Consider the following 26,914-nt stretch of genomic DNA (forward strand, 5'->3'; position numbering starts at 1 on the left):
GCTCCCGCTTGCGGGGGCTTTTTTTGTTAAAGGAGGAAATGGATATGGCAGCACACAAACGTGGAAATATCTGGCTCGGAGCAGCGGGTTTAGTAATAAACTCCAGAAAGGAATGGCTGGTCGTGAAAAAGCGATATGGCGGGCTGAACGGCAAATGGTCGCTTCCTGCAGGTTTTGTCATGGCGACTGAAACCGTTGACGAAGCAGCGATACGGGAAGTGAAAGAAGAAACCGGAATTGATTGTGAGCTGCTTGGAATGATCGGTTTTCGGACCGGTGTGATCCGGGAGGAAATCAGCGACAATATGGCTGTCTTTCTACTGAAAGCAAGTGATGAGGATCAACCGGTCGCTGCCCAGCTTTCGGAACTTTATGAAGCGGCCTGGTTGTCTCCAGAGAAATTGGCAGAAGATGATTCAGTATCCGTCATGCTTCAGGAAATGGTGAATTATGTGCTTGAAGAAGGATTCGAAGCCATAGAAGATGTAAATCCAGGAGACGTTTTCGGATATTCTACATATAAATTATTTTTTAAAAAATAGAGAATATGATAGATAAAAGTGGAATACGGAAGAAAAAAGGCGATGTATCCGTTTACATCACCTTTTTCTATTGTTGCATAATAAAAAGAGACGTGATATATTATCAGAATATTACAAACAATAACAGAGGGAGGTGTTTCGAATGACAGTTTTGAAAAAGGCAATGCCTACAAACAAATGCCCTTATTGTGCAGGCCAAGGATACTTCCAGCTGCGATTGGGCGGTTCAGAAACGTGCTCCCGCTGTTCAGGTTCCGGCAAAAAATGATCCCCCGAAAGACGTCTGTGGAGGCAACTCCACAGACGTCTTTTTATTGTGCACAAGGAATTTCTGTCGGAGCTAAGCGGCTCTTTCCGCTTTTCTTAGTGTCCAGCTCCGGCGGCCAGCCCCTCGAGGTCGCTTCGGTTTTGTCTCGAATGGCAAAGTGCGCCATTCATGCCAAACCCTCCAGCGCTTGTCGGGGCTAGAAGGCCGTCTGCGCTTTTTTAGTGTCTAGCTACAGTGCCTAGCTCCTCGGGTCGTAAGCCACTCTGGCTGTGCGGCAAAAAGCGCCGCTTCGCCAGATCGTCTTACGCCTGTCGGAGCTGAACAGGCACTTCCGCTTTTCTTGTCCATATTTGACAAAGCGATGAACTCTGGTTCGCGTCGTTGAAAGCCTCCGGCATTTCGGGTAAACTGATGAAAGGAATATCGGAGGTTAGAATTCATGAGTACATCAATTAGTATTGTTCAGTTAATTATTTCGGTTCTTTTATTTTTTGTGATGTTTTTCGGCATCGGCTTTTTGTTGAATATGCTTTTGCGCATGACGTGGCTGATGGCGATCGTTTATCCGATAGTGGTGCTGTTGATCATTGACGATGTCAGCTTTTTCGATTACTTCACAAACCCGGGCGAGTCTTTTTCAATGCTGGGGAATACGCTGACTTCATTGACAGGCAGTGATATAGCAGTGCTGTTGGCAGGGTTTGCCGGCGCGGTAACATCAGGCTTTGTTATGAAAATTCTTCGCAAAATGGGGTACCAAATGTTTTAAAGGCTATATCGAAAACGCCAGACCGGCAAACCGGTCTGGCGTTTTTTTATATTTTTCCTTCACTGTTAGCCCGAGGCAAATAAAAACATTCTTTTGATTATTTCGAGTAACGAACTACTCGGAAAAGAGCAGACATGATAAACTGAAAAGGAAAGCAAAATAGAGGGGGATTTTCATGGAACTCAAAGTACAGCAAGATGCATTAAATCTTGAAGCGGAAATTTTGATTGTCGGCCTTAGCCGCCATCCCGAGAATACTAAAGGCTGGAGCGATTTTTCTGAGCGCTTTAACGGCAAGCTGGAAGACTGGACAAAACATGATCTGTCGTTTGATTTAAATGCCCTGGTTACATATCCGACTTTATCCGGTTCGATTCCGCGTGTTTTGTTCGTCGGTTTGAATGACCGGAAAAAACTGACGGAAGACGATGTCCGGGCTGCTTTTGGACAAGTCGGCAAAGAGTTGTTGAAGAAGAAAATCAAGCATGCGGCAGTATATTTGGATTCTTTCCAAAACGACGGCATCAGTGCAGAAGACGCAGCCTACTTGGCAGCGGAAGGCATTGGGATGGGCACATACCGTTTTGATGATTACAAAACTTCATCAAATGAAGCGGATGTCCATTTAGAGTCCTTGGCATTATTGACACAAGAAGACGCAGATGAGGTCCAGGCATCGGCTTTCATTGGCCAAGTATTTGGGCAATCGGTCAACGAAGCACGGACGCTCGTCAACATGCCGGGAAATCTTTTGACTGCGACAGCACTTGCGGATTATGCACAGGAACTTGGAGAAACTTACGGCTTTGAAACCGACATTCTGGGCAAAGCGGAACTTGAAGAACTGGGAATGGGTGCGATTCTTGCAGTAAACCAAGGATCTGTTGAAGAACCTCGCCTGATCGTGTTGAAATACAAAGCCACTGATAACTTTGATAACCCATTAGCGCTTGTCGGAAAAGGGATTACGTTCGATACAGGCGGCTATTCCTTGAAACCGAAAGACGGCATTGTCGGCATGAAAGGCGACATGGGCGGCGCTGCAGCGGTACTTGGCGCCATGAAAATCATCGGTGAATTGAAGCCGGAGAAAAATGTTGTAGCTGTTATTGCTTCTACGGATAATATGGTGTCCGGCAACGCATTCAAGCCGGATGATGTCATCACATCTCTGAGCGGCAAAACGATTGAAATCCTGAACACAGACGCGGAAGGCCGTTTGGTACTGGCTGATTCGGTGACGTATGCGAAACAAATGGGCGCTGCACATATCATTGATGTGGCAACATTGACGGGCGGCGTAATCGTGGCGCTTGGCAATGACAAAACAGGCGCTTTGACAAACGATGAAGGCTTTTTTGAAACCTTTATGGAAGCGGCATTGGAAACAGGCGAATTTGTCTGGCGTCTGCCGTTGACTGAACGCGACAAAAAACGGATTCGTAAAAGTGATGTTGCGGACTTGAACAACTCGCCAGGCCGTGACGGCCACATGATCTTTGGCGGCGGCTTTGTCGGTGAATTTGCTGAAAATACGCCGTGGATTCATTTGGATATCGCTGGCACCTCGCATGCAGCATCTCCGCATGATTTAGGGCCGCAAGGCGGAACGGGCGCAATGGTCCGTACACTTGCAATGATGGTTGAAAAAATGGCAGAAGAACAATAAGACAGAAAAACGAGCCGGGAAGCAGCAACTGCTTTCCGGCTCGTTTTATTTTTGTTCGCCTTTTTTCTTTTCTACCGCTATCTTCATGTCATCGCGTACCGTTTCTTCTGCAAGCGGAATGCCCGACATATAAGATGCCCGGCCGATTAAATGTCCTGCTACAGGAGAAGTGATAAACAAAAACGCGATGGCAATCACTAGCTGCGGGTTAAAATGGTCTTCTATGAACAGGAAGTGGATGAATGTACCGCCAAGGATACACATCACACCTAATGTAGAGCTTTTAGAAGCTGCGTGCGTACGAGTATAGACATCGGGCAGCCTTACAAGCCCAAGCGCTGTAACCGTACTGAAAATGACGCCTACGCTGATTAGAATAATGATGAGGATGTTAACGATTGTTGTTTCGATCGAAAATCTCTCCTCTCTCAATGAATTTCGCAAATGCCGTTGTCCCGATAAATGACAGGATGCTCAACAGCAAAATGATTTCCAAGAAAAACTCGGTTCCGATAATAAGCGACAGCAGCGCCACAATCGATACCAGTGCTACACCAAGTGCATCCAGCGCAACTACACGGTCTGCAACCGTAGGGCCTTTTATAAGCCGGTATAGAAGACCGGAAAATGCAAAGCTGATGATGAGAAGGGAAACCCAGTAAAAGGTCATCATGGGCGGCTCACCTCCAGAATCGCACGCTCAAAAGTGTTCTTGATGGAAGATACAGCATCTTCAATGTCATCAAAATCGATAGCATGAATATACAGCCGCTTTTGATCCTCCGATATTCCAATCACCAGCGTACCAGGAGTTAAGGTAATCAATGCGGAAAGCAAAGTCACTTCCCAGTCGTGCGTCAATTCAGTCTCCAGTTCAAAAACAGCGGGCCGGATATTCAATCGCGGCTGAACCACCAATTTAAACACAGAGAAACTGGAGAGTACCAATTCTTTTAGAAATAGGAAGAACAGCGAAATGACTGCCCAAATCCGCGATGTATACAGCCGGTAGGAAAAGAATCTGCGCATCAGAACAATAAGCAGCAATCCCACAATAAAGCCGACTGCAAAACCTGTAGGAGTAAATGCGTTGGTCATGAACATCCAAACTCCGGCTAAAAAGAAATTAAGTAAAATTTGCAAAGCCATCTTCATCTACTCCTTTAATACCGCATCTATATAGATGGATGGGTTTAGTAGAACCTCGCCTGCACCGCTGATATAAGGCATGAACAATTCAGCGCCTACGCCCAATAATACGGTGAGCGCGACCAACAGCACTGAAGGAATCAGCATTTTGCGGTAAGTCGATTTTTTAAGAGGAACCGTTTCAACCGGTTCGCCCCAGAACGCATAAATGAAAATCCGGATGACGCTTAACAGCACCAGCAAGCTCGTGGCAAGAACGACAATGCTGCCCCAGAACTGCGGCCCTTCAAATCCGCCTTGGACAATCAGCAATTTCCCGGGGAATCCGCTGAGGGGAGGGATTCCGGCAAGCCCGAAAGCCGTAACCAGGAAGAGCCAGCCAAGAAACGGATAGGTTTTGATTAATCCGCCCATTTGGCGCAAGTTTGACGTTCCAAAGATGACAGCAATAATTCCTACTAGGAAGAACAAGGCTGCTTTGATCAGCATATCGTGGACTAAATAGAAAATTGAGCCATTAACTCCAGCTTCATTGAGTTGTGAAACGCCGAACAAAATCACGCCAACTGCAATAATGATGTTGTAGATGATGATTTTCTTAACATCGAAGTAGGCAAGTGCCCCAATGCAGCCAGCCAGAATTGTCAAGATAGCGATAATTGCCAGCAATTCATGAGTGAAATCGGTGTTCATTGTGAAAAACAAGGTGTATGTACGCATAATCGCATATACCCCGACCTTCGTCAGCAAAGCCCCGAACAAGGCTAAAATCGGAATCGGCGGTGCATAGTATGCACCTGGCAGCCAAAAGTATAAAGGGGAGATGGCTGCTTTAAACCCGAATACCACTAGGAACATGACTGCAATTACTGTTAAGATGCCAGTCGCCTCGATCTGCGGAATCTTCAAGGCCAAATCGGCCATGTTCAATGTGCCGGTAACTGAATACAAATAAGCGACAGTGGCGACAAAGAGCGCGGAAGAAATGATATTAACCAGCAAGTATTTGATGCTTTCCCGCAGCTGCGGTTTTTCTCCGCCATGGACAATGAGCATATACGAAGACATTAGCAATACTTCAAAGAATACGAATAAGTTGAAGATATCGCCAGTCGTAAAGGCGCCGTTTACGCCTGTCAATAGGAAAAGAACTGCTGGATAATAGTAGGACTGCTCACGGGCAGCACCGATAGTCGGAAAGCTGTAAAAAATGATGAATAAGGTGATGACCGTTGCACTGAGCACCAAAAGTGCCGAGAACAGGTCAGACACCATCGAGATGCCGAATGGTGCATCCCAGCTGCCTAAAGTAACCGCCTGAATGCCATCTGCCTTCACCTTGGCAATTAAAAACAAAACAGCGATTAAAGCCAGTCCGGCGCCTAACGCAGCAAGAATCCGCTGGATGCGGATCTTCTTAGGGAAAAACAACAGAACAGTAGCAAACAGCAACGGAATTAAGACAGGAAATAGAAGTAAGTTACTCATAGTCTTCAGTTCCTCTCATTAAATTCATGTTGTCTGTGCCAATCTCCTGGTAAGCACGGTAAGCAAGGACCAGGAAAAACGATGTTACTGCAAAAGAGATAACAATCGCTGTCAGTATCAGCGCCTGCGGAAGGGGATCGGCATAGTCAGCAGTGCTGACGCCGTCTGCCACTACAGGAGGAGCGGAACCGCTAAGGCCGCCCATAGTCAAAAGCAGCAAATGAGCCCCGTGGCTGAGCAAACCTGTACCGATAATGATGCGGATCAAACTTTTCGAAAGCATTAAGTAAACAGCCGCCATAAACAAAAAACCGATAACGACTGACATAATAATTTCCATTATTCATCCTCTCCAATCGTTTGAATAATGGTCATCGTAACACCGACAACAACCAAATAGACGCCTAAGTCAAACAATGCAGCTGAATGCAAAGACGTTTTGCCAAGAAGCGGCAAATCGAAATAATCATAAGCATGTGTGAAGAATGGAACATCAAATAGGATCGATGCACCGGCAGTAGCTAGTGCCACTAATAATCCAATTGCCGTCATCATAACGTAATTAAACGGAATGATTTTCTTCACGGTTTCAATATCAAAGGCAAGCATCAGCAAAACGATGGCACTTGCGGTCAAAAGCCCGCCGACGAACCCTCCGCCCGGCGTATAATGGCCGGCGAAAAAGATGTGGACAGCGAACATCAAAATGATAAAAGTCACCACTTTTGTTGCGGTTTGAAGCATCACATCATTTGTTCTCATGTTGCCCCTCCTTTTTGCTCAAACGGAGTTTAATCATGGTGATAATGCCAATCCCGGCGATTCCAAGAACAGTAATTTCAAACAGCGTATCAAATCCGCGGTAATCAACCAGAATAACGTTGACAATATTTCCGCCGCCGGCTTCCGTATAAACCGTTTCTTTGTAATACTCGGAAATTGAAGGCAGGATTTTCTGTGAATGGGAAGCTAAAGCGACCATTGTCATCGTAACCCCGACGCCAAGCGCAATCACGGCATTGCCGAGTTTAAAGCGGATGCGTTCTTCTTTTTTGCTGACTTTCGGCAAATGGTAGAATGCCAGCAGGAACAGCGCGACGGAAATCGTCTCAATGACCAACTGAGTCAATGCCAAATCCGGTGCGCGGAAAATGACAAAGAACAAAGCAACAGAATATCCAACGGCCCCGAGTGCAATAATGGCAGTCAATCGGGATTTAGCAGCCAAAATGGTGATTGTGCTGCCAATTAAAGCGATTAGAATGATAATCTCATAGACGCCAATCGGGGCGTTATTGGTCAAATCGAGAACAAAGGCATCGGTAATGACCAAAGTGCTTAGTACAATCAATACAAGGAATCCGAACATATAGACAAGGTAAGAGCGGATAAACCCGGTCATGTAAACTGCCGAAAAGCGGTTGGCTCCGCCGTCGCTTAAATACATGAAGCTGTCGTATAAGCGGTTGAGCGAAACATTGTCCGGAAATACTTCGTAAGCCTGCTTCCATTTGCGGAATGACCAGAACAGCAAACCGCCGATTGCAAAGATGCCGAGCGTCATAAAGAATTCGGTGTTCGCACCGTGCCAAGCCGAAACATGGATATCAATTTCAGCGGGGCTGCTGTACAAGAATGGCTGGATAGCCAGTACGGCAGGTTTAACAATCCAATCACCCACCACATTCGGAATAAAGAAAATGGCGATTACAAGCACGGCTAAAATGGCAGGAGACACCAGCATGCCGATCGGTGCTTCATGTGCTTGTTTCGGCAACTCTTCCGGCTTGTGTTTGCCGGCAAATGTATGGAACACAAAATAGAAACTGTAAACAAAGGTAAAGACACTGCCGATCCAAGCCAGGACAGGGAACAACACACCCCATACATCCATGGAGAACAAATCGAATTCAGCAATGGCAAGCATTGCAGTCAAGAACATTTCCTTGCTGAGGAAACCGCCGAAAAGCGGAATTCCCGCCATCGAGAATGAACCGATCATGGCAATCGTGAAGCTGATTGGCATGAGGCTCATCAAACCGCCCAGTTTGCGGATATCGCGTGTGCCGGTTTCATGGTCGACGATTCCTGCGACCATGAACAGGCTGCCTTTAAAGACCGCATGGTTGACCAAGTGGAAAATAGCAGCAAAAGCAGCATACTTAAATACCGTACCGGCCGCATCTTCCACGTGGAAGCCAAGTGCAGAAGCGCCCAGCAAACTCATGATCAATCCAAGCTGAGATACTGTAGAGAAGGCGAGGATTCCTTTGAGGTCTTTTTGCTTGAGAGCGAAAAACGATCCCCAGAACATGGTGAACAATCCGACTCCGGTTACAAGCCAGATCCAAGTTCCGGAAGCGGCGAAAATCGGTGTAAATCTCGCGACCAGGTAAAGGCCGGCTTTAACCATAGTGGCTGAGTGCAGGTAAGCGCTGACCGGTGTCGGCGCTTCCATGGCATCAGGAAGCCAGATATAGAATGGGAATTGCGCGGATTTCGTAAATGCGCCGAGCAGGATCAATACCAGAGCCCATGTAAAGAAATCGTGGCTGATGAATTCTGGAGCCTGGGAAATCAGTTCGCGGATGGAATAGGTATTTCCCATAATACTAAGAAGCACAAAGCCTCCAAGCATCATTAATCCGCCGAATACGGTGATCATCATCGATTTCAAAGCACCAAACCGCGAGCGGTCACGGGTATACCAATAACCGATTAATAGGAATGAAGAAATCGAAGTCAGTTCCCAGAACAGATAAAGCGTAATCAGATGGTCGGACTGGACAATGCCGAGCATGGCAGTCATGAACATCAATAGATAAACGTAGAAATTATGTAATTGTTCGCGTTTTTTATCCAGATAAAACACTGAATACAAGACGACGAGAGATCCGATGCCTGTTATGAGCAACGAAAATAAGAGGCTCAATCCATCCAGATAGGCTATGAATGAGAGGTCGAGTGAAGGAATCCATTGGAATTCTGAAACGCGCGTGCCGCCGTCCATTGTAACCGGGAGTAGCGAAGCGTAGTAAATGAATAAAATCACTGGAACAACTAAAACAAACCAGCCGGTATGAATTTGGCCGATTTTTTTAAATAGCAGCGGGACAAAAAGAGCTGCAATTATAGGTAAGAAAATCAAAAACACAAGTGACAAATGAATCCTCCTTCCAAGCGAATACGTGATGACTTTCTAGAGAAATTATAACGTACATGAAGATAATTTGCACCGATGGAGACAAGCCTTCATCTTCCTGCATCCATTTTTCCAAGTCTTTTAAGATAGGAAGAAACTCAATTAAGTTAATTTTGTGAATTTAGAAGAGATAATAAAAAAAGCCGATTTTCTGATGAAAATCGGCTTTTTCTTTGTCCAGCCTCCAGCGTCCAGCCTCACCGCCAATGACAAAGAACGCCATTATCGGTGAGGCTTCCAGCGCTTGTCGAGGCTATACGGGCGCTTGCGCTTTTCTTATTACATCGATTTCAATTCCTGTTCGAGCAGTACATCTTCGAAATCCTGCTCCGGTTTGGAAGTGGTGTATTTCAAAAAGACAAAGGAGACAAGGAAAAGCGTTCCGGTCACAATAAATACAGACGGAATGCCGATAAAACCGCTGACAACCCCGCCGAATATCGGCCCGATGATATTGCCAAGGAAGCGGAAGCTGGTGTTGTAGCCCATGATTTCCCCTTGGATTTCAATCGGCGCCTCTCTGCGCATCAAAGCAGTGGTCGTCGGAATCATACCGCCGACAGCAATCCCGAACAGCAAGCGCAGGATCATCAATTGCCATAGCTCTGTTACAAAGGCCTGCGGCACGATAAAGACAAAGGCGAGAATCAGCAAAAACGTCAACACTTTTTCGTAGCCGATCTGGTCTCCCAGGCGTCCCCAGCGGCGGGCAAACAACAAATTCCCGACACCGGTCGCGCTGAACGTGATCCCGGCCAAAAGCGCCACTTGCGAACCATCGGTCAAATGAGCGACATACAGCGACAAGAGCGGCTGTATGGAAAAGTTTCCGATTTGGATCAGCGAAGTGATAATCATGACATTAAACAGCAGCCGGTGATTCAGTATCCCTTGAATGATCGTTTTTCTTGCATAAACATGTGCGTCTTTCTTCTTCACCCGTTTGATTTCCTTCAGTCCGAAAGCGACGAGAAGAGCCGCAATCCCGATAACGCCGGATGTGATGACAAACGTATAAATAAAGCCAAAAGCATCGGCCATCAATCCGCCAATCACCGGACCGAACAAAGTGCCTGATACACTTCCCATTTGCAATGTGCCAAGCGTCTTGCCCGCTTCTTCTCTGCGGGTTTGCGAACTGACGAACGCAAGGGACGTGGGGATGAAGCCGGTAACTACGCCCATGAACAGCCGGATTAAAAACAATTCATGGACAGAGTCGGCTGTCCCCATCAAAAATATGCTGATGGCAATCCCGAAGCCATTGATGATCAGGATGGGTTTGTAGCCGTATTTATCCGCAATCCTGCCCCAAATAGGGGACATGAACAATGCCGCAACAAACGTCACGCCGAATACCAGGCCCGCCCACCGCTGTACATATGCTTCTGAATAATTGCCAAGCGTTTCAATATAAAGCGATAAAAAAGGCATAATCATGGTGGTGCTTCCCGCTACGAGGAAATTTGAGAACATAATGATAAAGAAATTCTTTTTTTGTGCATCCATTCGGAACCCCTTCTTTCTGAACCATGCATCTAGCTCTAGTATAATATATTTCGTCACACGAAAAAAGTAAGGTGAATTACAAGTGTATTCAATAAATTCGGCTAAAAATTTTACGGAGAGTAGAAGTGGAATAAAATCCTGAACTGACTGAAAAATTTCTTTATGCTAAAATGAAGCGGGGTGAATACAGTGAAAAAAAGATTAATGCCAATCGTATTGCTTACAGCTTTTTTGGCTGCCTGCAATACCAATAGCGAAACATCAACAACTGAACCAGCGAACACAGAAACATCGTCCGAAACCGCTTCTGAAGCAAAAGTGATAGAAGGATATCCGCAATTGTCAAAAGAAGTGGCAGAAGGCGAAGCGTTAGTGGCAATGAAGACATCGATGGGCGACATTAAAATCAAACTTTTCCCGGAACTGGCACCTAAAGCCGTCGAGAACTTTATGACGCATGCCGAGAACGGCTATTACGATGGCCTTCTTTTCCACCGTGTAATGGAAGGCTTCATGATTCAAGGCGGCGATCCGACCGGCACCGGAGGCGGTGGGGAAAGCATCTACGGCAAACCGTTTGAAGATGAATTCAGCAAGAATTTATACAACATCCGCGGAGCTCTTTCAATGGCCAATGCAGGACCGGGAACGAACGGCAGCCAGTTTTTCATTGTTCAGGCAACGGAAGTTCCTGACGAACAAATACCCGCAGACCATCCGGAAGAAATAAAGTCAGCATATAAAGAAATGGGCGGGGCGTCTTGGCTTGATGGCAAACACACCGTATTCGGCCAGGTGGTTGAAGGCATGGACGTAGTGGACGCGATTGCTGCCACTGAAACCCAGCAAGATAGACCCGTAGAAGACATCACAATCGACTCGATTGAGATTCTGGAAAAATGATGAAAAGAGGGAAATCCAATTAATATGGATTTCCCTCTTTTTGATAGAAAAAACTATTGCGGCAATTAGAATTTATATTAGCTGATGTTTTGGTGCGCCCAAAGAGGAGGAATCCATCAGGAGGTGGAGAAACCGCCGCCAGAATTTCTTTTCTTTCTTTTTTCCATTTCTATGCTATTATAGCTGTTAGCATAATAGAAATGTCAGGTGAAATTAAATGGAAACAAGTGAAATGAATCGTAAAGCCGCAAGAATTCTTGAAGAATGGGATCCGTTTACAGTCGGGGAAGGCCGCTACGATATGGAAATTGTGGATGTGGTAGCCCAGCTTCACCTGCTCGACCATCCTTCCGATCTGGCAAAACAGATTCAAAAGATTTATGAATTCTCTTTCGGCAAATGGATTCCTCTTGAGAAATGTGTGGACATTTCCTATAAACTGCTTGGACTTAAATACGAAGCAAAATCCATTATTTAAAAAGAAAAAGCTTTCGGCATGAGCCGAAAGCTTTTTTTTATTTAGCTGCTTCCAATGAGTCCAGCAAATTGGAAGCTGGCACTTCTAGCGCATTTGAAAGCTTTAAAATAGTTTGTACAGATGGTGTTTCTTCCCCTGATTCGTATGCCTGGAGGCGAGCGACGCCGACGCGTGCTTTCAAAGCCAATTCATCCAGTGATAAACGGCGTTCTTCCCGCAGGAATTTTAGTTGGGCGTGCAAATCTTCTCTCAAATTCATACACTCCTTTGCATAATAAGACGCTTCCTTACTCAAATGATACCATAAAAGTAGAATTTCGATAAACGAAATTATGGCATTTTTAGGTATTTATTTTTAGAAAACGTCCAGGATTCCCTGGATAAAGACAATAACAATAGCGACTGGAGCAACATAACGAACCAGGATTCGCCAAATCGATACCCATGTGGAATCTCCGCCAAGTTCCAATGCGGTATCTTTTTTTGTCAGTACATAGCCGGCGAAAAGGGCAGTGAAAAGCGCACCGAGCGGCAAGCCGATTTTGCTGGTGAGAATGTCGATAAAGTCAAAGAATGTATAGCCGAACAAAAACGGTTCAGACATGACACCGAACGATAAAGCGCTTGGAATGCCGACGACAAAAATCATCAACCCGTAAAGCCAAGCCAGTTTGCGGCGGCGTTCATATTTGTTTTTGACACCGATCGAAACAACAATTTCCAGCATCGAGATGGATGAGGTCAGTGTAGCGAACAGCATAAGCACAAAGAAGATGATGATCAGGAATTCACCCATAAACAGCTGATCGAATATAGCTGGGAGAATGATGAACACAAGTCCAGGACCTTGGTCCGGCGAATAGCCAAGGGCAAACACGGCCGGGAAAATGATCAGGCCCGCCATGATGGAAATGACGATATTCAGCGATACCACACTAAGGGCAGACCGTGTCAGGTTTTCCGCTTTTGATAAATAAGAAGCGTATGTAATCATACCTGCAACTCCGACGCTCAGCGAGAAAAATGCCTGGCCAAGTGCTGTTAAGGCTGTATCAAACGTAAAGAATGACCAATCGGGTACAAACATAAACTTAACGCCTTCAAAAGCGCCGTCTAACGTCAACGACCGAATCATCAGTACAAGGAAGAACAACAGCAATGCCGGCATCATAATTTTGCTGGCGCGTTCAATTCCGGCTTGTACACCGCCTTGGACAATCCAAATGGTCAAGAACATGAAGAGCGCTTGGGCAATCAATACTTCCAGCGGGTTTCCGATAATGCCATTAAACAAATTGGCAAAATCTGCATCCCCTAAGTTCGATAGTTGAAGCAATAAGGCACGGCCGAGATAAGACAAAATCCAACCGCCCACAACGCTGTAAAAAGACAGAATCATGAACGAGAAGAAGAAGCCGGACCAGCCGATTAAAAACCATTTCTTGCCGGGAGCCTGTTTCTTTAAACCGGATACTGCATCTGCCTGGCCACGCCGTCCAATGACAAACTCGGCAAGCAGGATAGGCAAACCGATCGCAATGGTTGAGACAATGAACATCAAGATAAATACACTGCCGCCATTTGAACCGGTTTCATATGGGAACTTCCAAATCGCGCCTAATCCGATGGCGCTCCCTGCTGCTGCAAGGATAAATCCGATTTTGGAAGTCCATTGTTCACGTTTTTCCATTTCTTCACTCCTATTTCTAAATATTTTTTCATTCTACACGAGCACGTATGAAAAAAATAGCAGGAAATGATTTATGGGTTAATTCTCGTGTATAATAAACAGAAAAAGGAAAAGATTGAATATTCATGACAAAGGAGGGTGTGGAGTGGAAGAGCTTTTTAAGCGTGCGCAAAACGGGAGCCGTGAGGACTTTATCGAGTGGTGCTGGAAATGCCAAGCGAGGATTGCCCAGTTCGGATTCCAAAACGGCATTCCAGCTGCACTGTCAGGAAGTTATCAGCTTGCCGTTTTCCAGGCGTTATATAAAGTGTTGCCCGGGATAAAACCGAATGAGGCAGACACAAAATTATGGCAGGCTGCAATAAACAAACTTCATGCATTTAATAAGGAAACGGGCGATGCGGAAACAGAAGTGCTCCGGTTTGAAGAAGACCGGGAAACGCATGCGGCGATCCAAGCTTTGCCCGAACAGCAGCGGATTGTACTTGCTTTAGTTTCATTCATAAAGAAAAACGCAGAAGAAGCAGCATGGATTACAGAACAAACCGAACAGCAGATAAACGATCAGCTCACAGCGGCAAAGGCCGAACTCACTCGTTCATTGGGAATGGAGGGGGAAGCGCAGACAGAGAAAAGACTGGAGTTTGCCGCAAAATCATATGCGCGGCTTTCTTTGCCGTTTCCGGAGGATGAACTCTTTTCCGTAGAAGAACAAGGCGAGGATTTGGCGGCAGATGGAAAATCTCCAGTAAACATAAAAGCCGACAAACGCACACTCGTTTTGCTGGTTGCTGCCGGAATATTCATTTCGGGCGTAATTGGCGCTTCTTTTCTTTTAAATGACCCCAACCCGAACATCACTTCTTCAACGGAGACCGCTGCCGCTGAAACCATCACCCAAGACATGGTGGAAGCTTGGGAGGCGGAATACGACGGCATCCGCAAATCTTCACCTGGGCGCTTGGGAATAGATCCAAAAACGTTTGAAGAATTTGCTTACGTCAAAGAAGCGGATGCAGCGAAGAAAAGAGTATTCAGTAAGGAAGCGATCAAAAAATTGAAAAACGATCCAAAGAAAATGGAGCATGAAGTCAATAAGCTCTTTTTGAAAATTGAGACGCCCAAAGGGATGGAGTTGAAGTTTCCGGATGCTTTTCTAGTGGGCGAGGAAGTGGAAGTATTCCTCCGCAATTACAAACTGAAAACAACTGAATTGATTGAAGCAGACACAAAGATGTTCGAGCGGTATGCGACGGAGCTTTCACAAGTCCGTTTTAACGGAGAAATGTCTGCAGAAAAGCTATTGGCAAACAACGATGAGTTTCCGGAAGACATCGAAAAACTATTGGGTGGATTGCGGGAACAAAGCTTGACCATCATGAAACATCCGTCGGAAGACCGTTTTATCACGCGGCGCAATATGGAAACTTTTTATGCAAATGATGTTTTAAATTCGTATTTGTTTTCCACAAATCAATTTAATTTGATGATGAATGAACCCTATTTTGATGAGCAAGGGCTGCTGGTGCCGGTTGAAGGAATGTCTCATTCACTGATGATGATGGAGGAAGCATTGCTCCTTGAGGCGGGTACCAGTGAAATCTCCGAGACTTACGTGCCGATTTTCATGCAATCTTTTTGGCTGACCTTAAAAGGCAGTGAAAATCAGCCGGTCTTCGATCAAAACGGAGTCGTCAAGCCGGAATTCCAGCGTACGTGGAAAGAATTGGCGATGCAAACGAAAAATCCGATGATTTACATCATGCTGCCGATTTTGGAAGAGATGGAAGCAAGCGGCTGGACCGCTTCAAAAAGCTACGATCAGTTGGCTTACCAAGACATTTTAAAAGCACTGGAGTTGGAAAAGGACGGCGCACTGGCAGCGCAATTGCCGTTTGGAAATTTCGAAGTGGAGGCGGAGAGGGTTGAAATGGCTAAATTCGACTCTTCGCCAATTGCTGAGCTTTACGGCAATTTCTCAAAGAACCATGACTTGAAACTGCTGGAAGGGGTGACGCCTCTTCGAATTGTTTTGCTCTTCGATTATGCCAATGGGCTGCAAGATGCAGAAACGATGTGGCATCTATTGGCTGAAGAAGAAGAGAAGCCGTCTTTGGATGAATACATGGCCACTTGGAGAAAAATGCCCTCCCTCAATGAAGAAGCTCTCTATTTGGAAGTAGCGGCAGACAGCCCATACCGAATCGGCGCCAATGTTTACATGGAGCCGATGATCAGTTTTAAAGATGAACAAAAGATGTGGCGGCAAGCCCAAACGCTCGTAGCTTCGGACAACCAAACGTGGCTTGTGCGGACTCAGCTTTATGAGAGCTATGATTTAGCTGACAAAGAAGCGCATTTTGTAAAGAAAATTGAAAGTCTGTATGAAAAGTTTTCTGATCAAGCTAACGAAGAACTGCTAAACGGAATGTCACCGGCAGAAATAGGCGCCGTGTATTTGCTGGCGCTGGAAAAAGGAAATACAAAAATGATGATGGCTTTATCAGAGGAATCTGTGCAGAAACAAACGCCTGAAAGCTTTGAAGTGTCCTTATCCGGCAATTATTACCCCATGTTCCATGAAGTAAGTACTGTGAATTTTTCTGTCGATTATAATTACTACGGCTATATCGAAGACCGCATAAGAGGCGGGCTGAACGTAGAATTGATAACGGCGGATTCTTCTGAAGGGTATACGCTAAACATGGTGAAAACCGAAAAAGGATGGCGGATGGAAGACTTTAATCCATACTGATTTTACTACTGGGCATGTATTGTGCTATAATATACAGATGCCAATAGGTGTACAGGATAATTAGATAAGTATAGGAGCGGGTAGAACATGACAAAATATCAAACAGGCGACACAGTAACAGGTAAAGTAACAGGAATTCAGCCATACGGCGCATTCGTAGCATTGGACGATCAGACTCAAGGATTGGTCCACATTTCAGAAATCACACACGGCTACGTTAAAGAAGTTAGCGAATACTTGGCAGTAGGCCAGGAAGTTAACGTGAAAGTTTTGGAAGTTGACGAAAAATCTAAAAAAATCAGCTTGTCAATCCGTGCATTGCAAGAGCAGCCACCAGCAGCTCAACGCACTGAAAAACCAAAACAATCTCTTCAGTCTCACGTAAACGAAAACGACTCTGAAGGATTCAACTCATTGAAAGACAAAATGCAAGAATGGATCAAACGTTCAGGGCAGTAAGAAAAGCGGAAACGGCCTTACAGCCAAAACGCAAAAACGAAGCACAGACATCATGTCTGTGCTTCGTTTTTTTTGATTTTTCGCAAGCGATACTGCAGGTTCTGCCGGCTCATGCCGAGCGCTGCCGCTGCTTTCGTTACATTTCCTCCGTGGAGATCCATGGCTTTTAACAAATAATACATCTCAGCTTCCAGCAAATAGTCATCAAGCGGCAGCAAATCTTTGCCGGCCCGGATGATAAAATCTTCAGGGGTCAAGGCAGTATTATTCATGGTTTTCGATTTGAAGTGCTGCGGGAGCAGGTCCACACTGATGCTTTCTTGCGTCGTGATCAAGGAAGTGGTTTCATCGAGCAGCAATTCCAGTTCTTTTAAATTGCCCGGCCAGTCATAAGCCGTGAATAGATTTTTCACCTCTTTGTCCAAGCGGCTGACTCGTGAGCCGAAGTACATGCGGTGGCGCGACAAATAATCCTCGATGAACGGCATAATGTCTTCTTTGCGGTTCCGGAGCGGTTCCAATTGAATCGTCATGGCTGAAAAGAAATAGTAAAGCTCTTTTAACAACTTATTGGAAGCAATCAATTCAACGGGATCTTCACCGACACTTGCAATGAAATACGTATCCCCATTCATCTGCTTTTGTGCCATCTTCAACAACTGTACCTGTAAAGGCGGAGGCAATAAGTCAATCCGTTCACAGTAGATGGTGCCGCCGGACAAATCCTGGTTTAACTGGTCGATCAATTTTTCATTTGCCCCGTGGCAATAAAGCGTGTTCATTTGGCCGGATGAAGAAGAAGCCCAGTGGATGGCTTCGGCGATCAATTCCTTGCCTGTGCCCGATTCGCCGATTAAAAGTACCGGCAATTTGGTCGTCGCTGCTTTTTCAGCTGTGGCAATCACTTTTTTCATACTGTCGGAAACAGCCGTAATGCTGTTGAATGTAATCGGTTCTTCGTATTTTTTCAAAGGCTGGTAAACCACTTTTTCAAGCGTCGTAACATCACGTGACAATTCGACAGCACCGATTAACTGGCCTTCTTGAACAACTGGATACGTATCATTCAACGTGGTGATTTGTTGGCCCTTTCGATTCCAATAAGTTTGCTTCGCATTTAAGACAGCTTCACCGGTTTGAAGAACTTGGAGTAGGGTGCTTTCGTGCTGCTCGAATCGGAACATTTCAAGCAAAGAGCGGTCAGCTAATTCCTCAAAATCAAAACCTTCGATTTCTTTCATTTTTTGGTTGTATAAAATGGTTTTCCCCTTTAGATCTACAGCGTGAATTCCTACTGCTACATGTTCTGCTGCAAACTTTAAAAAGGGCGACAAATCTATTTCTCCAGTAGTCAATCCAATCACCTCAAAAATATTTGAACTTTTTAATAGATAATACTTGAAAAATGCAATAATCTTTTGCATTATTATATATGGAAAGAGATTAGAAGTGCAAATATTTTTTGCACATATCCAAATTCGAGGAGGATTTACATGATTCCCTACAAACACGAACCATTTACTGATTTTTCAATTGAATCGAACCGCAATGCTTATTTAGAAGGTTTGAAAACAGTTGAAGCTTACTTAGGTCAAAACTACCCATTGATTATCGGTGGCGAGCGCGTCATGACAGAAGATAAAATCGTCTCATTCAACCCGGCAGACAAAGAAGAAGTCGTAGGCCGCGTTTCTAAATCAAATAAAGACTTAGCTGAAAAAGCGATGCAAAGCGCGCTTGAAGCGTTTAAAACATGGAAAAAAGTAAAACCGGAAGTGCGTGCAGACGTATTGTTCAAAGCTGCTGCAATCGTCCGTCGCCGTAAACACGAGTTCTCTGCTCTTCTAACGAAAGAAGCAGGAAAACCTTGGAACGAAGCAGATGCAGATACAGCTGAAGCCATCGATTTCCTTGAATACTACGGACGCCAAATGCTTCGCCTTAAAGACGGCATGCCGGTAGAAAGCCGTCCGGGCGAGTACAACCGCTACGATTACATTCCTTTGGGTGTGGGTGTTGTCATTTCTCCTTGGAACTTTGCTTTCGCTATCATGGCTGGTACAACTGTTGCAGCGATGGTAACTGGAAACACGGTTCTATTGAAGCCGGCTTCAACAACTCCGGTAGTTGCTTACAAATTCATCGAAGTTCTTGAAGAAGCGGGCATGCCGGCAGGCGTCGTCAACTACATTCCAGGACCTGGCGGAGAAGTAGGGGATTACTTGGTAGATCACCCGAAAACTCGCTTTATCTCATTCACGGGTTCACGTGCAGTCGGACTTCGCATTGCAGAACGTTCTTCTAAAGTGAACGAAGGGCAAATCTGGATGAAACGTTTAATCGCTGAAATGGGCGGGAAAGATACAATGGTCGTAGATAAAGAAGCGGACCTTGAACTTGCTGCACAATCCATCGTGAAATCTGCATTCAGCTTCAGTGGACAGAAATGTTCTGCAGCTTCACGCGCTGTCATCGTTGAAGATGTATACGACCAAGTAGTAGATCGTGTCATCGAATTAACGGGTGAACTGACAATTGGAAACCCTGTGGACCAAAACAACTTTATGGGACCGGTTATTGACTCAGCTGCTTTCAAAAAAATCACAGACTACATTGAAATCGGAAAAGAAGAAGGCCGTCTAGTTGCCGGCGGTACTGGAGATGACTCTACAGGTTATTTCGTGAACCCGACAATTTTCGCTGATCTTGATCCGAACTCACGCATTATGCAAGAAGAAATTTTTGGCCCGGTCATCGGCATTTCAAAAGCAAAAGACTTTACTGAAGCAATCGAAATCGCCAACAACACTGAATACGGTTTGACTGGAGCAGTTATTACAAACAATCGTGAACATTTGGAGCAGGCCCGTGAAGATTTCCATGTCGGAAACCTGTACTTCAACCGCGGATGCACAGGCGCTATTGTTGGATACCAGCCATTCGGCGGGTTCAATATGTCTGGAACTGACTCGAAAGCGGGCGGACCGGATTACCTGACACTTCATATGCAAGCAAAAACAACTTCAGAGATGTTATAATAATTCGTTAAATGTTATAATAATTCATAAAGAGGCAGACGTTAAGTCTGCCTTTTTTAAAAAAGGAGGAAATAACATGACAAAAACACAAGAAATTATTGAAACGACTGAAAAGTACGGTGCTAACAACTACCATCCACTTCCGATTGTTATTACGGAAGCAGAAGGCGTTTGGGTAACGGATCCGGAAGGCAATAAATTCATGGACATGCTGTCTGCTTATTCTGCAGTTAACCAAGGGCATCGCCATCCGAAAATTATCCAGGCATTAAAAGATCAGGCTGACCGTGTGACGTTGACTTCACGTGCGTTCCACAACGATATGCTGGCTCCGTGGTACGAAATGATCTGCAAAATCTCCGGCAAAGAAATGGCATTGCCAATGAACACGGGAGCTGAAGCAGTAGAAACCGCTTTCAAAGCAGCTCGCCGTTGGGCATATGACGTTAAAGGCGTTGAAGAAAACAGAGCGGAGATCATTGCGTGCAATGGAAACTTCCACGGCCGTACAATGACGGCTGTTTCCCTGTCGTCTGACCCTGAATACCGCAGAGGATTTGGCCCGATGCTTCCAGGCATTAACTTGATCCCTTTTGGTGATTTGGAAGCCTTGAAAAATGCCATCACGCCGAATACCGCTGCATTCCTGATTGAGCCAATTCAAGGCGAAGCTGGAATCATAATGCCGGAAGAAGGATTCCTGAAAGCTGCTAGAGAGCTTTGCCGTGAAAACAATGTCTTGTTCATTGCGGATGAAATCCAATGCGGCCTTGCGCGTACTGGTAAAATGTTCGCTTGTGAATGGGAAGATGTAAATCCGGACATGTACATACTCGGAAAAGCACTTGGCGGCGGCGTATTCCCGATTTCTTGTGTTGTAGCCGACCACGAAGTTCTTGGTGTCTTTAACCCGGGTTCCCACGGTTCAACATTTGGCGGTAATCCGCTTGCTTGTGCAGTATCGATTGCATCGATGGAAGTATTGCAGGATGAGAAGCTGGCTGACCGCTCTTTGGAACTGGGTGAATATTTCATGGACAAATTGCGTGAAATTGACCATCCTTCTATTAAAGAAGTTCGTGGGCGCGGATTGTTCATTGGAATGGAGCTCACAGAAGAGGCTCGTCCATATTGCGAACAATTAAAAGAACTGGGGCTATTATGCAAAGAAACGCATGATACAGTAATCCGTTTTGCTCCGCCGCTTATTATTGCAAAAGAAGATCTGGACTGGGCAATTGAGCGCATCCAAAAAGTCTTCTCAAAATAAGATGTTCCTGACACATGCAAAGTGAATTATGTTACACTAGTTGCGGAGTAATTACTATGATATAAAGAGGCGAATTAAAACAATGGCTGAAAACCTGAATTTGTTGACGTCAACACAGAACGTTATCAAAACTGCATTGGATAAACTCGGATACGAAGAAGCTATGTATGAACTTCTGAAAGAACCTATGAGAATTATGGAAGTTCGTATTCCCGTGCGGATGGACGATGGAAAAACAAAGGTGTTTACTGGATTCCGTGCGCAGCATAACGACGCTGTCGGACCGACCAAAGGGGGAGTCCGTTTCCACCCTGAAGTAAACCGTGAAGAAGTTATGGCTTTGTCTATGTGGATGACGCTGAAATGCGGAATCGTAGATTTGCCATATGGCGGCGGTAAAGGCGGCATTATTTGTGACCCACGAGAAATGTCTATGCATGAAATTGAGAAACTGAGCCGTGGCTACGTACGCGCGATTAGCCAAATCGTTGGGCCGAACAAAGATATTCCGGCTCCGGACGTTTTTACAAACTCTCAAATCATGGCTTGGATGTTCGATGAATACAGCAAAATTGATGAATTCAATTCACCTGGATTTATTACCGGAAAACCGATTGTTCTTGGGGGCTCTCAAGGCCGGGACAAAGCAACTGCTCAAGGTGTAACCATTGTTCTTAATGAAGCTGCTAAAAAACGTGGTTTAGAAATGAAGGGCGCCCGTGTTGTAATTCAAGGTTTCGGGAATGCCGGCAGTTTCTTGGCTAAATTCTTGCATGATCAAGGTGCTAAGATTGTCGGGATTTCAGACGCTTATGGTGCACTTCACGACCCGGATGGTTTGGATGTAGAGTATTTGCTTGACCGCCGTGATAGTTTCGGAACAGTGACTACCTTGTTTGATAACACCATCACAAACAAAGAATTATTTGAATTGGATTGCGATATTATTGTTCCAGCCGCGATTTCTAACCAAATTACAGCTGAAAACGCACCTAATATCAAAGCTTCTATCGTAGTTGAAGCGGCAAATGGCCCGACAACTGCAGAAGCGACTAAGATTTTATCTGAACGCGGCATTCTTTTAGTTCCTGACGTACTGGCAAGTGCCGGCGGCGTTACCGTTTCTTACTTTGAATGGGTACAGAACAACCAAGGTTATTACTGGACTCAAGAAGAAGTAGACGAAAAATTAACTAAAAAATTAGTGGACGCTTTCGAAAATATCTATAATGTTGCGACTACACGCAATATCGATATGCGCCTTGCCGCCTATATGGTAGGAGCCCGCAGAACCGCAGAAGCCGCTCGCTTCCGTGGATGGGTATAAGCATTTAAAGAAAAGCCGCTCTGGATTTATTCCGGGCGGCTTTTTGGTTTAAATTTTTTGCGTTTTTTATACAGAATATCCATAATAGGAGAAGAAAAGGAGGCTGAACAGATGAATGCATTTTCATTTTACAATCCGGTTAAGTTAATATTCGGTAAAGGCCAGTTGGCAGCAGTCAAGAAAGAGCTGCCGAAATTCGGCAAGAAAGTTTTGGTTGTCTACGGTGGAGGCAGCATCAAGAAAAACGGTTTATACGATGAAGTGATGCAGGCCCTGGCTGAAGCGAATTTGGAAGTTTTCGAATTGGCAGGAGTAGAGCCGAACCCGCGCATTTCAACAGCTAGACGCGGCATTGAAATTTGCAAAAAAGAAGGCATTGATATGCTTTTGGCAGTAGGCGGCGGTTCTGTTATTGACTGTGCGAAACTGATTGCTTGCGGAGCTACATATGAGGGCGATGCATGGGACTTTGTTTCCCGTAAAGCCAAGCCGGAAAGCGCATTGCCGTTCGGCACGGTTTTAACTTTGGCGGCGACCGGTTCAGAAATGAACTCCGGTTCGGTTATCACCAATGAAGAAACACAAGAAAAGTATGGTTGGGGCAGCCCGCTGTCATTCCCGAAATTCTCTATTTTAGATCCGACCTATACAATGTCGGTCCCTAAAAACCATACGGTTTATGGAATTGTGGATATGATGTCTCATATTTTCGAACAATACTTTAATAATGCAACAAATACACCGGTACAAGACCGCATGTGTGAAGGGGTTTTAAAAGCTGTGATCGAGACAGCACCGAAGCTATTGGAAGATCTGCAAAGCTACGAGCACCGCGAAACGATTCTATTCGCTGGCACAATGGGCTTGAACAACTTCCTTCAGATGGGGTATAACGGCGACTGGGCTACGCACAATATCGAACATGCTGTGTCAGCAGTCTACGATATTCCTCACGCTGGCGGACTCGCAATTCTATTCCCGCAATGGATGCGCCATAACGTAAAAGTAAATCCTTCCCGATTTGCTCAAATGGCTGTACGCGTCTTTGACGTGGATCCGGAAGGCAAAACGGAAGAAGAAACTGCATTCGAAGGAATTGCACGTCTGCAGGAATTCTGGACATCTCTTGGTGCACCGACGCGTTTGAATTACTACGACATCGATGATTCGAAAATCGATTTAATGGTTGAAAAAGCGATGGTCTACGGAGAATTTGGCAATTTCACAAAACTAAAAGACGAAGATGTAAAAGAAATTTTACAAGCTTCTTTATAATTAGAAAAAGCTTGAGCGCAGTTTAAATGTGCTCAAGCTTTTTTTATTATTTAATATTTGGTGTGGTTTCAGGATTTTTGCTTACATGCGTCCAATGTTTAACCCCGTCATCTGCATCCAAAGAAACAATAACATCATCAACACTTGGTTGGCTCAGAATCAGTTCAGCCAGACGGTCTTGAAGCAAGTCTGCATCCGTTACATTGAGGGAAGGGTTAACTTCCACTTTTGTTTCCACGTGGAGATATTCGCCTTCCTTCACAACTTCTAATGTGCGGATATCTCTTACATCGGGGTGTTCACTTAGTAAATGGGCGATGTGATTGACCATTTGTTCATCGGTTTCTCCGATAGCTCCGCGTGCATTTTCAAGAAATACTTTCATGACTACGTAGAACATCATTAATCCGATGGCAATAGACGCAGCACCTTCGATTGCTAGGAAGCCGGTGTAATGGGCAATCAATACTGCGATCAATGCCAGCACGCCACCGGAAGTTGCGACTAAATCTTCCAGAAACACTAGTTTCGTTGCGGGTTTTGCCCGGTTCATATGAGCGAAACTTGTCGTTAACGGAGCCAACGCTCCTCCTTTAATGCCAGCTTCATGCAGAATTTCTTTCCCAGCTTTATATAAAACAAAAGTTTCTAAAATGATAGCAATTGATAGAACGATAACGCTGATAATAAATCCTTCTGCTTCGACTGGATGGGTTAATTGGTGCCAACCTTCAACAATGGTTTCATAAGCCATGATGCCGACTATCAGGACAGCTCCAAGAAGTACAATATTCAGCAAGCGGCCAAATCCGTTTGGAAATCGTTTGGTTGGCGCTTTTTTGGACAATGCCGAACCGATAAAGACGAAATATTGGTTCGCCGCGTCGCCGATTGAGTGCATGGTTTCTGCAAACATTGCCACGTTGCCGGTAAAGAAGAAGGCAACACCTTTCATAATAGCGATAAACGTATTCGTAATGGCTGCATATAAAGAAGGTTTGTTTCCGCCTTTAAGCAATGTGAAAAATTCTCCCATTCATTTTCCTCCTCAACTAATCAATTCAATTTCAACTCGTTCAACATGTTTGATCTTACATATTTCTTGATAAAGAACAATCGTTTCTTTTTCTTGGAGAAAAGAGGCGCGAATTGTAAGAGCGTGCTTTTTTTGCCCTTCTTTTTCCTGTCGATCATAAATAGAAAGACCCTCAACTACCGCGCCGATTGACTTTATCTCATCCACTACGCTCTGGATTGCGTTTTGTTCTGAAATGATCACCCGGATATTGGCCTCAACCATCCGCAGCCTCTTTGGCCCCAATTTAAAGAGGAGGGGAGGGATGATTTCAATTCCGATTAAAATGATCAGCACAGAAACAGCGGCCTCAATATAGAAACCGGCTGCAACCGCAATCCCGATTCCGCCCGCTCCCCAAATCATCGCAGCAGTGGTCAAGCCGGAGATTGAGTCGTTGCCTCGCTTTAAAATGACGCCGGCTCCAAGAAAACCGATGCCGGAAACAATTTGTGCTGCTAAACGGAGCGGGTCCATCGTAATGTTCACATTGTCGTATTCGCTTCCCTTAGCGATATATGCCGATTCAATGGAGATAATCGTCAATAGGCAACTGAAAGTAGCGATGACAATGCTTGTCTTCAAGCCCACGGGCTTTCTCTTTAATTCCCTTTCCAACCCGATTACTAAACTTAATATAGCTGCTAATAATAATTTCAAGAAAGTTTCGAGTGAGGAAATTTCTAGGGCAGAAAAAAGATCCATAAGTTTGGCCTCCTTTCGTTTCGAGTATTGATAAAGAAGATTGGACATGTCACACTAATGGAAGTGTGAAAATATGTACACGTGAAACGGAAGTTCGAAAGAGAGAGAGGCATCTATATGGAAAAGCCAGTAGTCCATCCTTTTATTCCAATCATAATCGGCGTGTTTTCAGTGGCACTTTCTGCCATCTTCGTGAAAATGACATCTGCTGATTCGGGAGTTACAGCATTTTACCGCATGTTGTTCTCAATTCTGATTATGAGTCCAATCTTCTTTATGAAATATACCCACGAAATCAAGAAGCTAAGCAAAAGAGATTGGATTTTCACTACAATCGCGGGAGTTTTTTTAGCATTTCATTTCATCTTATGGTTTGAATCATTGAATTATACGTCTGTAGCAAGTTCCACGGTTTTGGTTACGCTGCAGCCGTTATTCGCTTTTGTCGGAACTTATCTATTTTTTAAAGAGCATATTTCCCTCAAAACCTTAATTTCAGGAATGATTGCAGTGCTGGGAAGTGTATTGATTGGGTATGGAGACTTCCGAATTAGCGGAACGGCCTTATATGGAGATGTATTAGCTTTAATCGCCTGTGCATTGATTACCGGTTATCTTCTTTTTGGCCAGGACGTTAGAAAGCGACTGTCGTTAATTACCTACACATTCGTAGTGTATGGAGTTAGTACGATAACATTATTCTTCTATATCATATTCAAAGGAGAATCTTTTGGTCCTTATCCGGCTAGCGAGTGGATGTGGTTCTTGTTATTGGCGATCATTCCAAACTTGCTTGGCCACACATTATTTAACTGGTCGCTTAAATGGGTCAGCACAAATGTGATCTCCATTGCCATTCTTTTTGAGCCGGTAGGAGCGGCAATACTGGCTTATTACATACTTGGAGAGACATTAAGCGTCAGCCAGATTGTCGGTGGAAGTGTAGTGCTGGCGGGGATTATCCTGTTTGTCGCAGACTACCAAAAAATAAAATCAATCTTTTTTAAGAAAAAGGGTTGATTTTATCCGCTGGGCGGTATATATTTATACATGTCCTTAAGACGACGCGAAAAAATATTTTAAAATAGTATTGACTTCGAATCTCAAGTAGGATATATTAATAAAGTCGCCAATGAGCGGCGCACAAAACATGAACCTTGAAAACTGAACAGCAAAACGTCAACAATAGCAACGGCCGCGCAAAACGGCCCGCGCAAACTTACTGATCAGGCAATGCCAGATCAAGCGACTCGCGCGTTCTTCGGAACGGCGAGACGCCAGCAGAATTTGAGCAATCGGTTCTCTATAATGGAGAGTTTGATCCTGGCTCAGGACGAACGCTG

The 26,914-nt window shown here is 44.9% G+C and carries 27 protein-coding genes; 14 read left to right on the forward strand and 13 right to left on the reverse strand.

The window, feature by feature from the left end:
* The first annotated feature begins 44 nt into the window (after nt 1-44).
* From HU147_RS18420 to HU147_RS18435, 4 genes are all read left to right on the forward strand, one after another.
* Nucleotides 45-542 (forward strand): NUDIX domain-containing protein, encoded by a 498-nt coding sequence (locus HU147_RS18420; protein WP_224077548.1) that lies wholly within the window; start codon nt 45-47, stop codon nt 540-542.
* Between the two features lie 163 nt (nt 543-705).
* On the forward strand, nt 706-810 hold the full coding sequence (locus tag HU147_RS18425; RefSeq protein ID WP_224077573.1) for a YuiA family protein: 105 nt from the start codon (nt 706-708) through the stop codon (nt 808-810).
* 439 nt (nt 811-1,249) lie between these two features.
* The gene (locus HU147_RS18430) at nt 1,250-1,579 is read left to right on the forward strand and encodes a YuiB family protein (protein WP_224077549.1); all 330 of its coding nucleotides are present in this window, start codon (nt 1,250-1,252) and stop codon (nt 1,577-1,579) included.
* A 175-nt stretch (nt 1,580-1,754) separates the two neighbouring features.
* The gene (locus HU147_RS18435) at nt 1,755-3,248 is read left to right on the forward strand and encodes a leucyl aminopeptidase (protein WP_224077550.1); all 1,494 of its coding nucleotides are present in this window, start codon (nt 1,755-1,757) and stop codon (nt 3,246-3,248) included.
* A gap of 45 nt (nt 3,249-3,293) precedes the next feature.
* Here HU147_RS18435 and mnhG read toward each other — a convergent pair whose 3' ends face one another.
* The 8 genes from mnhG to HU147_RS18475 form a co-directional block, all read right to left on the reverse strand.
* Nucleotides 3,294-3,680 (reverse strand): monovalent cation/H(+) antiporter subunit G, encoded by a 387-nt coding sequence (mnhG, locus tag HU147_RS18440; protein WP_224077551.1) that lies wholly within the window; start codon nt 3,678-3,680, stop codon nt 3,294-3,296.
* Entirely contained in the window at nt 3,640-3,921 is a 282-nt protein-coding gene (locus tag HU147_RS18445; protein WP_224077552.1) for a Na(+)/H(+) antiporter subunit F1, read from the reverse strand. The genes mnhG and HU147_RS18445 overlap by 41 nt, the downstream gene beginning before the upstream one ends.
* A complete protein-coding gene (locus HU147_RS18450; protein ID WP_224077553.1) occupies nt 3,918-4,397 on the reverse strand; it encodes a Na+/H+ antiporter subunit E in 480 nt (159 codons plus the stop codon). The genes HU147_RS18445 and HU147_RS18450 overlap by 4 nt, the downstream gene beginning before the upstream one ends.
* 6 nt (nt 4,398-4,403) lie before the next feature.
* Complete coding sequence (locus tag HU147_RS18455) at nt 4,404-5,885, reverse strand: Na+/H+ antiporter subunit D (RefSeq protein WP_224077554.1); 1,482 nt, start codon at nt 5,883-5,885, stop codon at nt 4,404-4,406.
* Nucleotides 5,878-6,225 (reverse strand): Na(+)/H(+) antiporter subunit C, encoded by a 348-nt coding sequence (locus HU147_RS18460; protein ID WP_224077555.1) that lies wholly within the window; start codon nt 6,223-6,225, stop codon nt 5,878-5,880. The genes HU147_RS18455 and HU147_RS18460 overlap by 8 nt, the downstream gene beginning before the upstream one ends.
* On the reverse strand, nt 6,225-6,647 hold the full coding sequence (locus HU147_RS18465) for a Na(+)/H(+) antiporter subunit B (RefSeq protein WP_053167122.1): 423 nt from the start codon (nt 6,645-6,647) through the stop codon (nt 6,225-6,227). Before HU147_RS18465 ends, HU147_RS18460 begins: the two co-directional genes overlap by 1 nt.
* Nucleotides 6,634-9,048, reverse strand: a complete 2,415-nt coding sequence (locus tag HU147_RS18470; RefSeq protein ID WP_224077556.1) for a Na+/H+ antiporter subunit A — start codon at nt 9,046-9,048, stop codon at nt 6,634-6,636. Before HU147_RS18470 ends, HU147_RS18465 begins: the two co-directional genes overlap by 14 nt.
* Before the next feature lie 318 nt (nt 9,049-9,366).
* Nucleotides 9,367-10,596: an MFS transporter gene (locus HU147_RS18475; protein ID WP_224077557.1), complete on the reverse strand. Its 1,230-nt coding sequence runs from the start codon at nt 10,594-10,596 to the stop codon at nt 9,367-9,369.
* Nucleotides 10,597-10,785: 189 nt separating this feature from the next.
* Between HU147_RS18475 and HU147_RS18480 the strand changes: the two genes are divergently transcribed.
* Genes HU147_RS18480 through HU147_RS18490 form a run of 3 tightly spaced genes read left to right on the forward strand, consistent with a single transcriptional unit; the run spans nt 10,786 to nt 11,977 of the window.
* Nucleotides 10,786-11,499, forward strand: a complete 714-nt coding sequence (locus HU147_RS18480) for a peptidylprolyl isomerase (RefSeq protein WP_317985530.1) — start codon at nt 10,786-10,788, stop codon at nt 11,497-11,499.
* A 56-nt stretch (nt 11,500-11,555) separates the two neighbouring features.
* The gene (locus HU147_RS18485; RefSeq protein ID WP_224077558.1) at nt 11,556-11,735 is read left to right on the forward strand and encodes a hypothetical protein; all 180 of its coding nucleotides are present in this window, start codon (nt 11,556-11,558) and stop codon (nt 11,733-11,735) included.
* On the forward strand, nt 11,732-11,977 hold the full coding sequence (locus tag HU147_RS18490) for a DUF1871 family protein (RefSeq protein WP_317985531.1): 246 nt from the start codon (nt 11,732-11,734) through the stop codon (nt 11,975-11,977). The genes HU147_RS18485 and HU147_RS18490 overlap by 4 nt, the downstream gene beginning before the upstream one ends.
* 37 nt (nt 11,978-12,014) lie before the next feature.
* On the opposite strand, the gene HU147_RS18495 is transcribed toward HU147_RS18490, so the two are convergent.
* Together HU147_RS18495 and HU147_RS18500 are read right to left on the reverse strand one after the other, a co-directional pair.
* Complete coding sequence (locus tag HU147_RS18495) at nt 12,015-12,236, reverse strand: helix-turn-helix domain-containing protein (protein WP_440137311.1); 222 nt, start codon at nt 12,234-12,236, stop codon at nt 12,015-12,017.
* A gap of 96 nt (nt 12,237-12,332) precedes the next feature.
* A complete protein-coding gene (locus HU147_RS18500; RefSeq protein ID WP_224077561.1) occupies nt 12,333-13,667 on the reverse strand; it encodes a sodium-dependent transporter in 1,335 nt (444 codons plus the stop codon).
* Between the two features lie 145 nt (nt 13,668-13,812).
* Between HU147_RS18500 and HU147_RS18505 the strand changes: the two genes are divergently transcribed.
* Entirely contained in the window at nt 13,813-16,422 is a 2,610-nt protein-coding gene (locus HU147_RS18505) for a hypothetical protein (RefSeq protein WP_224077562.1), read from the forward strand.
* Nucleotides 16,423-16,509: 87 nt separating this feature from the next.
* Nucleotides 16,510-16,881, forward strand: a complete 372-nt coding sequence (gene yugI, locus HU147_RS18510) for a S1 domain-containing post-transcriptional regulator GSP13 (RefSeq protein WP_224077563.1) — start codon at nt 16,510-16,512, stop codon at nt 16,879-16,881.
* 50 nt (nt 16,882-16,931) lie between these two features.
* Here yugI and HU147_RS18515 read toward each other — a convergent pair whose 3' ends face one another.
* Nucleotides 16,932-18,236 (reverse strand): sigma 54-interacting transcriptional regulator, encoded by a 1,305-nt coding sequence (locus HU147_RS18515; protein ID WP_224077564.1) that lies wholly within the window; start codon nt 18,234-18,236, stop codon nt 16,932-16,934.
* A 138-nt stretch (nt 18,237-18,374) separates the two neighbouring features.
* Here HU147_RS18515 and pruA point away from each other — a divergent pair, with 138 nt between their 5' ends.
* From pruA to HU147_RS18535, 4 genes are all read left to right on the forward strand, one after another.
* Nucleotides 18,375-19,919 carry an L-glutamate gamma-semialdehyde dehydrogenase gene (gene pruA, locus HU147_RS18520; RefSeq protein ID WP_224077565.1) on the forward strand — a complete coding sequence of 515 codons (1,545 nt, stop codon included), beginning with the start codon at nt 18,375-18,377 and terminating at the stop codon, nt 19,917-19,919.
* Between the two features lie 76 nt (nt 19,920-19,995).
* Nucleotides 19,996-21,189: an ornithine--oxo-acid transaminase gene (locus HU147_RS18525; protein WP_224077566.1), complete on the forward strand. Its 1,194-nt coding sequence runs from the start codon at nt 19,996-19,998 to the stop codon at nt 21,187-21,189.
* An 82-nt stretch (nt 21,190-21,271) separates the two neighbouring features.
* Nucleotides 21,272-22,516, forward strand: a complete 1,245-nt coding sequence (locus tag HU147_RS18530) for a Glu/Leu/Phe/Val family dehydrogenase (RefSeq protein ID WP_224077567.1) — start codon at nt 21,272-21,274, stop codon at nt 22,514-22,516.
* Between the two features lie 111 nt (nt 22,517-22,627).
* Nucleotides 22,628-23,791: an iron-containing alcohol dehydrogenase gene (locus tag HU147_RS18535; protein ID WP_224077568.1), complete on the forward strand. Its 1,164-nt coding sequence runs from the start codon at nt 22,628-22,630 to the stop codon at nt 23,789-23,791.
* Nucleotides 23,792-23,837: 46 nt separating this feature from the next.
* Here HU147_RS18535 and HU147_RS18540 read toward each other — a convergent pair whose 3' ends face one another.
* Entirely contained in the window at nt 23,838-24,827 is a 990-nt protein-coding gene (locus HU147_RS18540; RefSeq protein ID WP_224077569.1) for a cation diffusion facilitator family transporter, read from the reverse strand.
* Nucleotides 24,828-24,839: 12 nt separating this feature from the next.
* Nucleotides 24,840-25,571, reverse strand: coding sequence for an MgtC/SapB family protein (locus HU147_RS18545; protein WP_224077570.1), 732 nt, complete (start codon nt 25,569-25,571; stop codon nt 24,840-24,842).
* Between the two features lie 117 nt (nt 25,572-25,688).
* On the opposite strand from HU147_RS18545, the gene HU147_RS18550 reads away from it, so the two are divergent.
* On the forward strand, nt 25,689-26,591 hold the full coding sequence (locus tag HU147_RS18550) for a DMT family transporter (RefSeq protein WP_224077571.1): 903 nt from the start codon (nt 25,689-25,691) through the stop codon (nt 26,589-26,591).
* Nucleotides 26,592-26,914: the final 323 nt, after the last annotated feature.

The sequence above is a fragment of the Planococcus chinensis genome (genome assembly GCF_020071995.1).
GTDB classification, from domain to species: domain Bacteria; phylum Bacillota; class Bacilli; order Bacillales_A; family Planococcaceae; genus Planococcus; species Planococcus chinensis_A.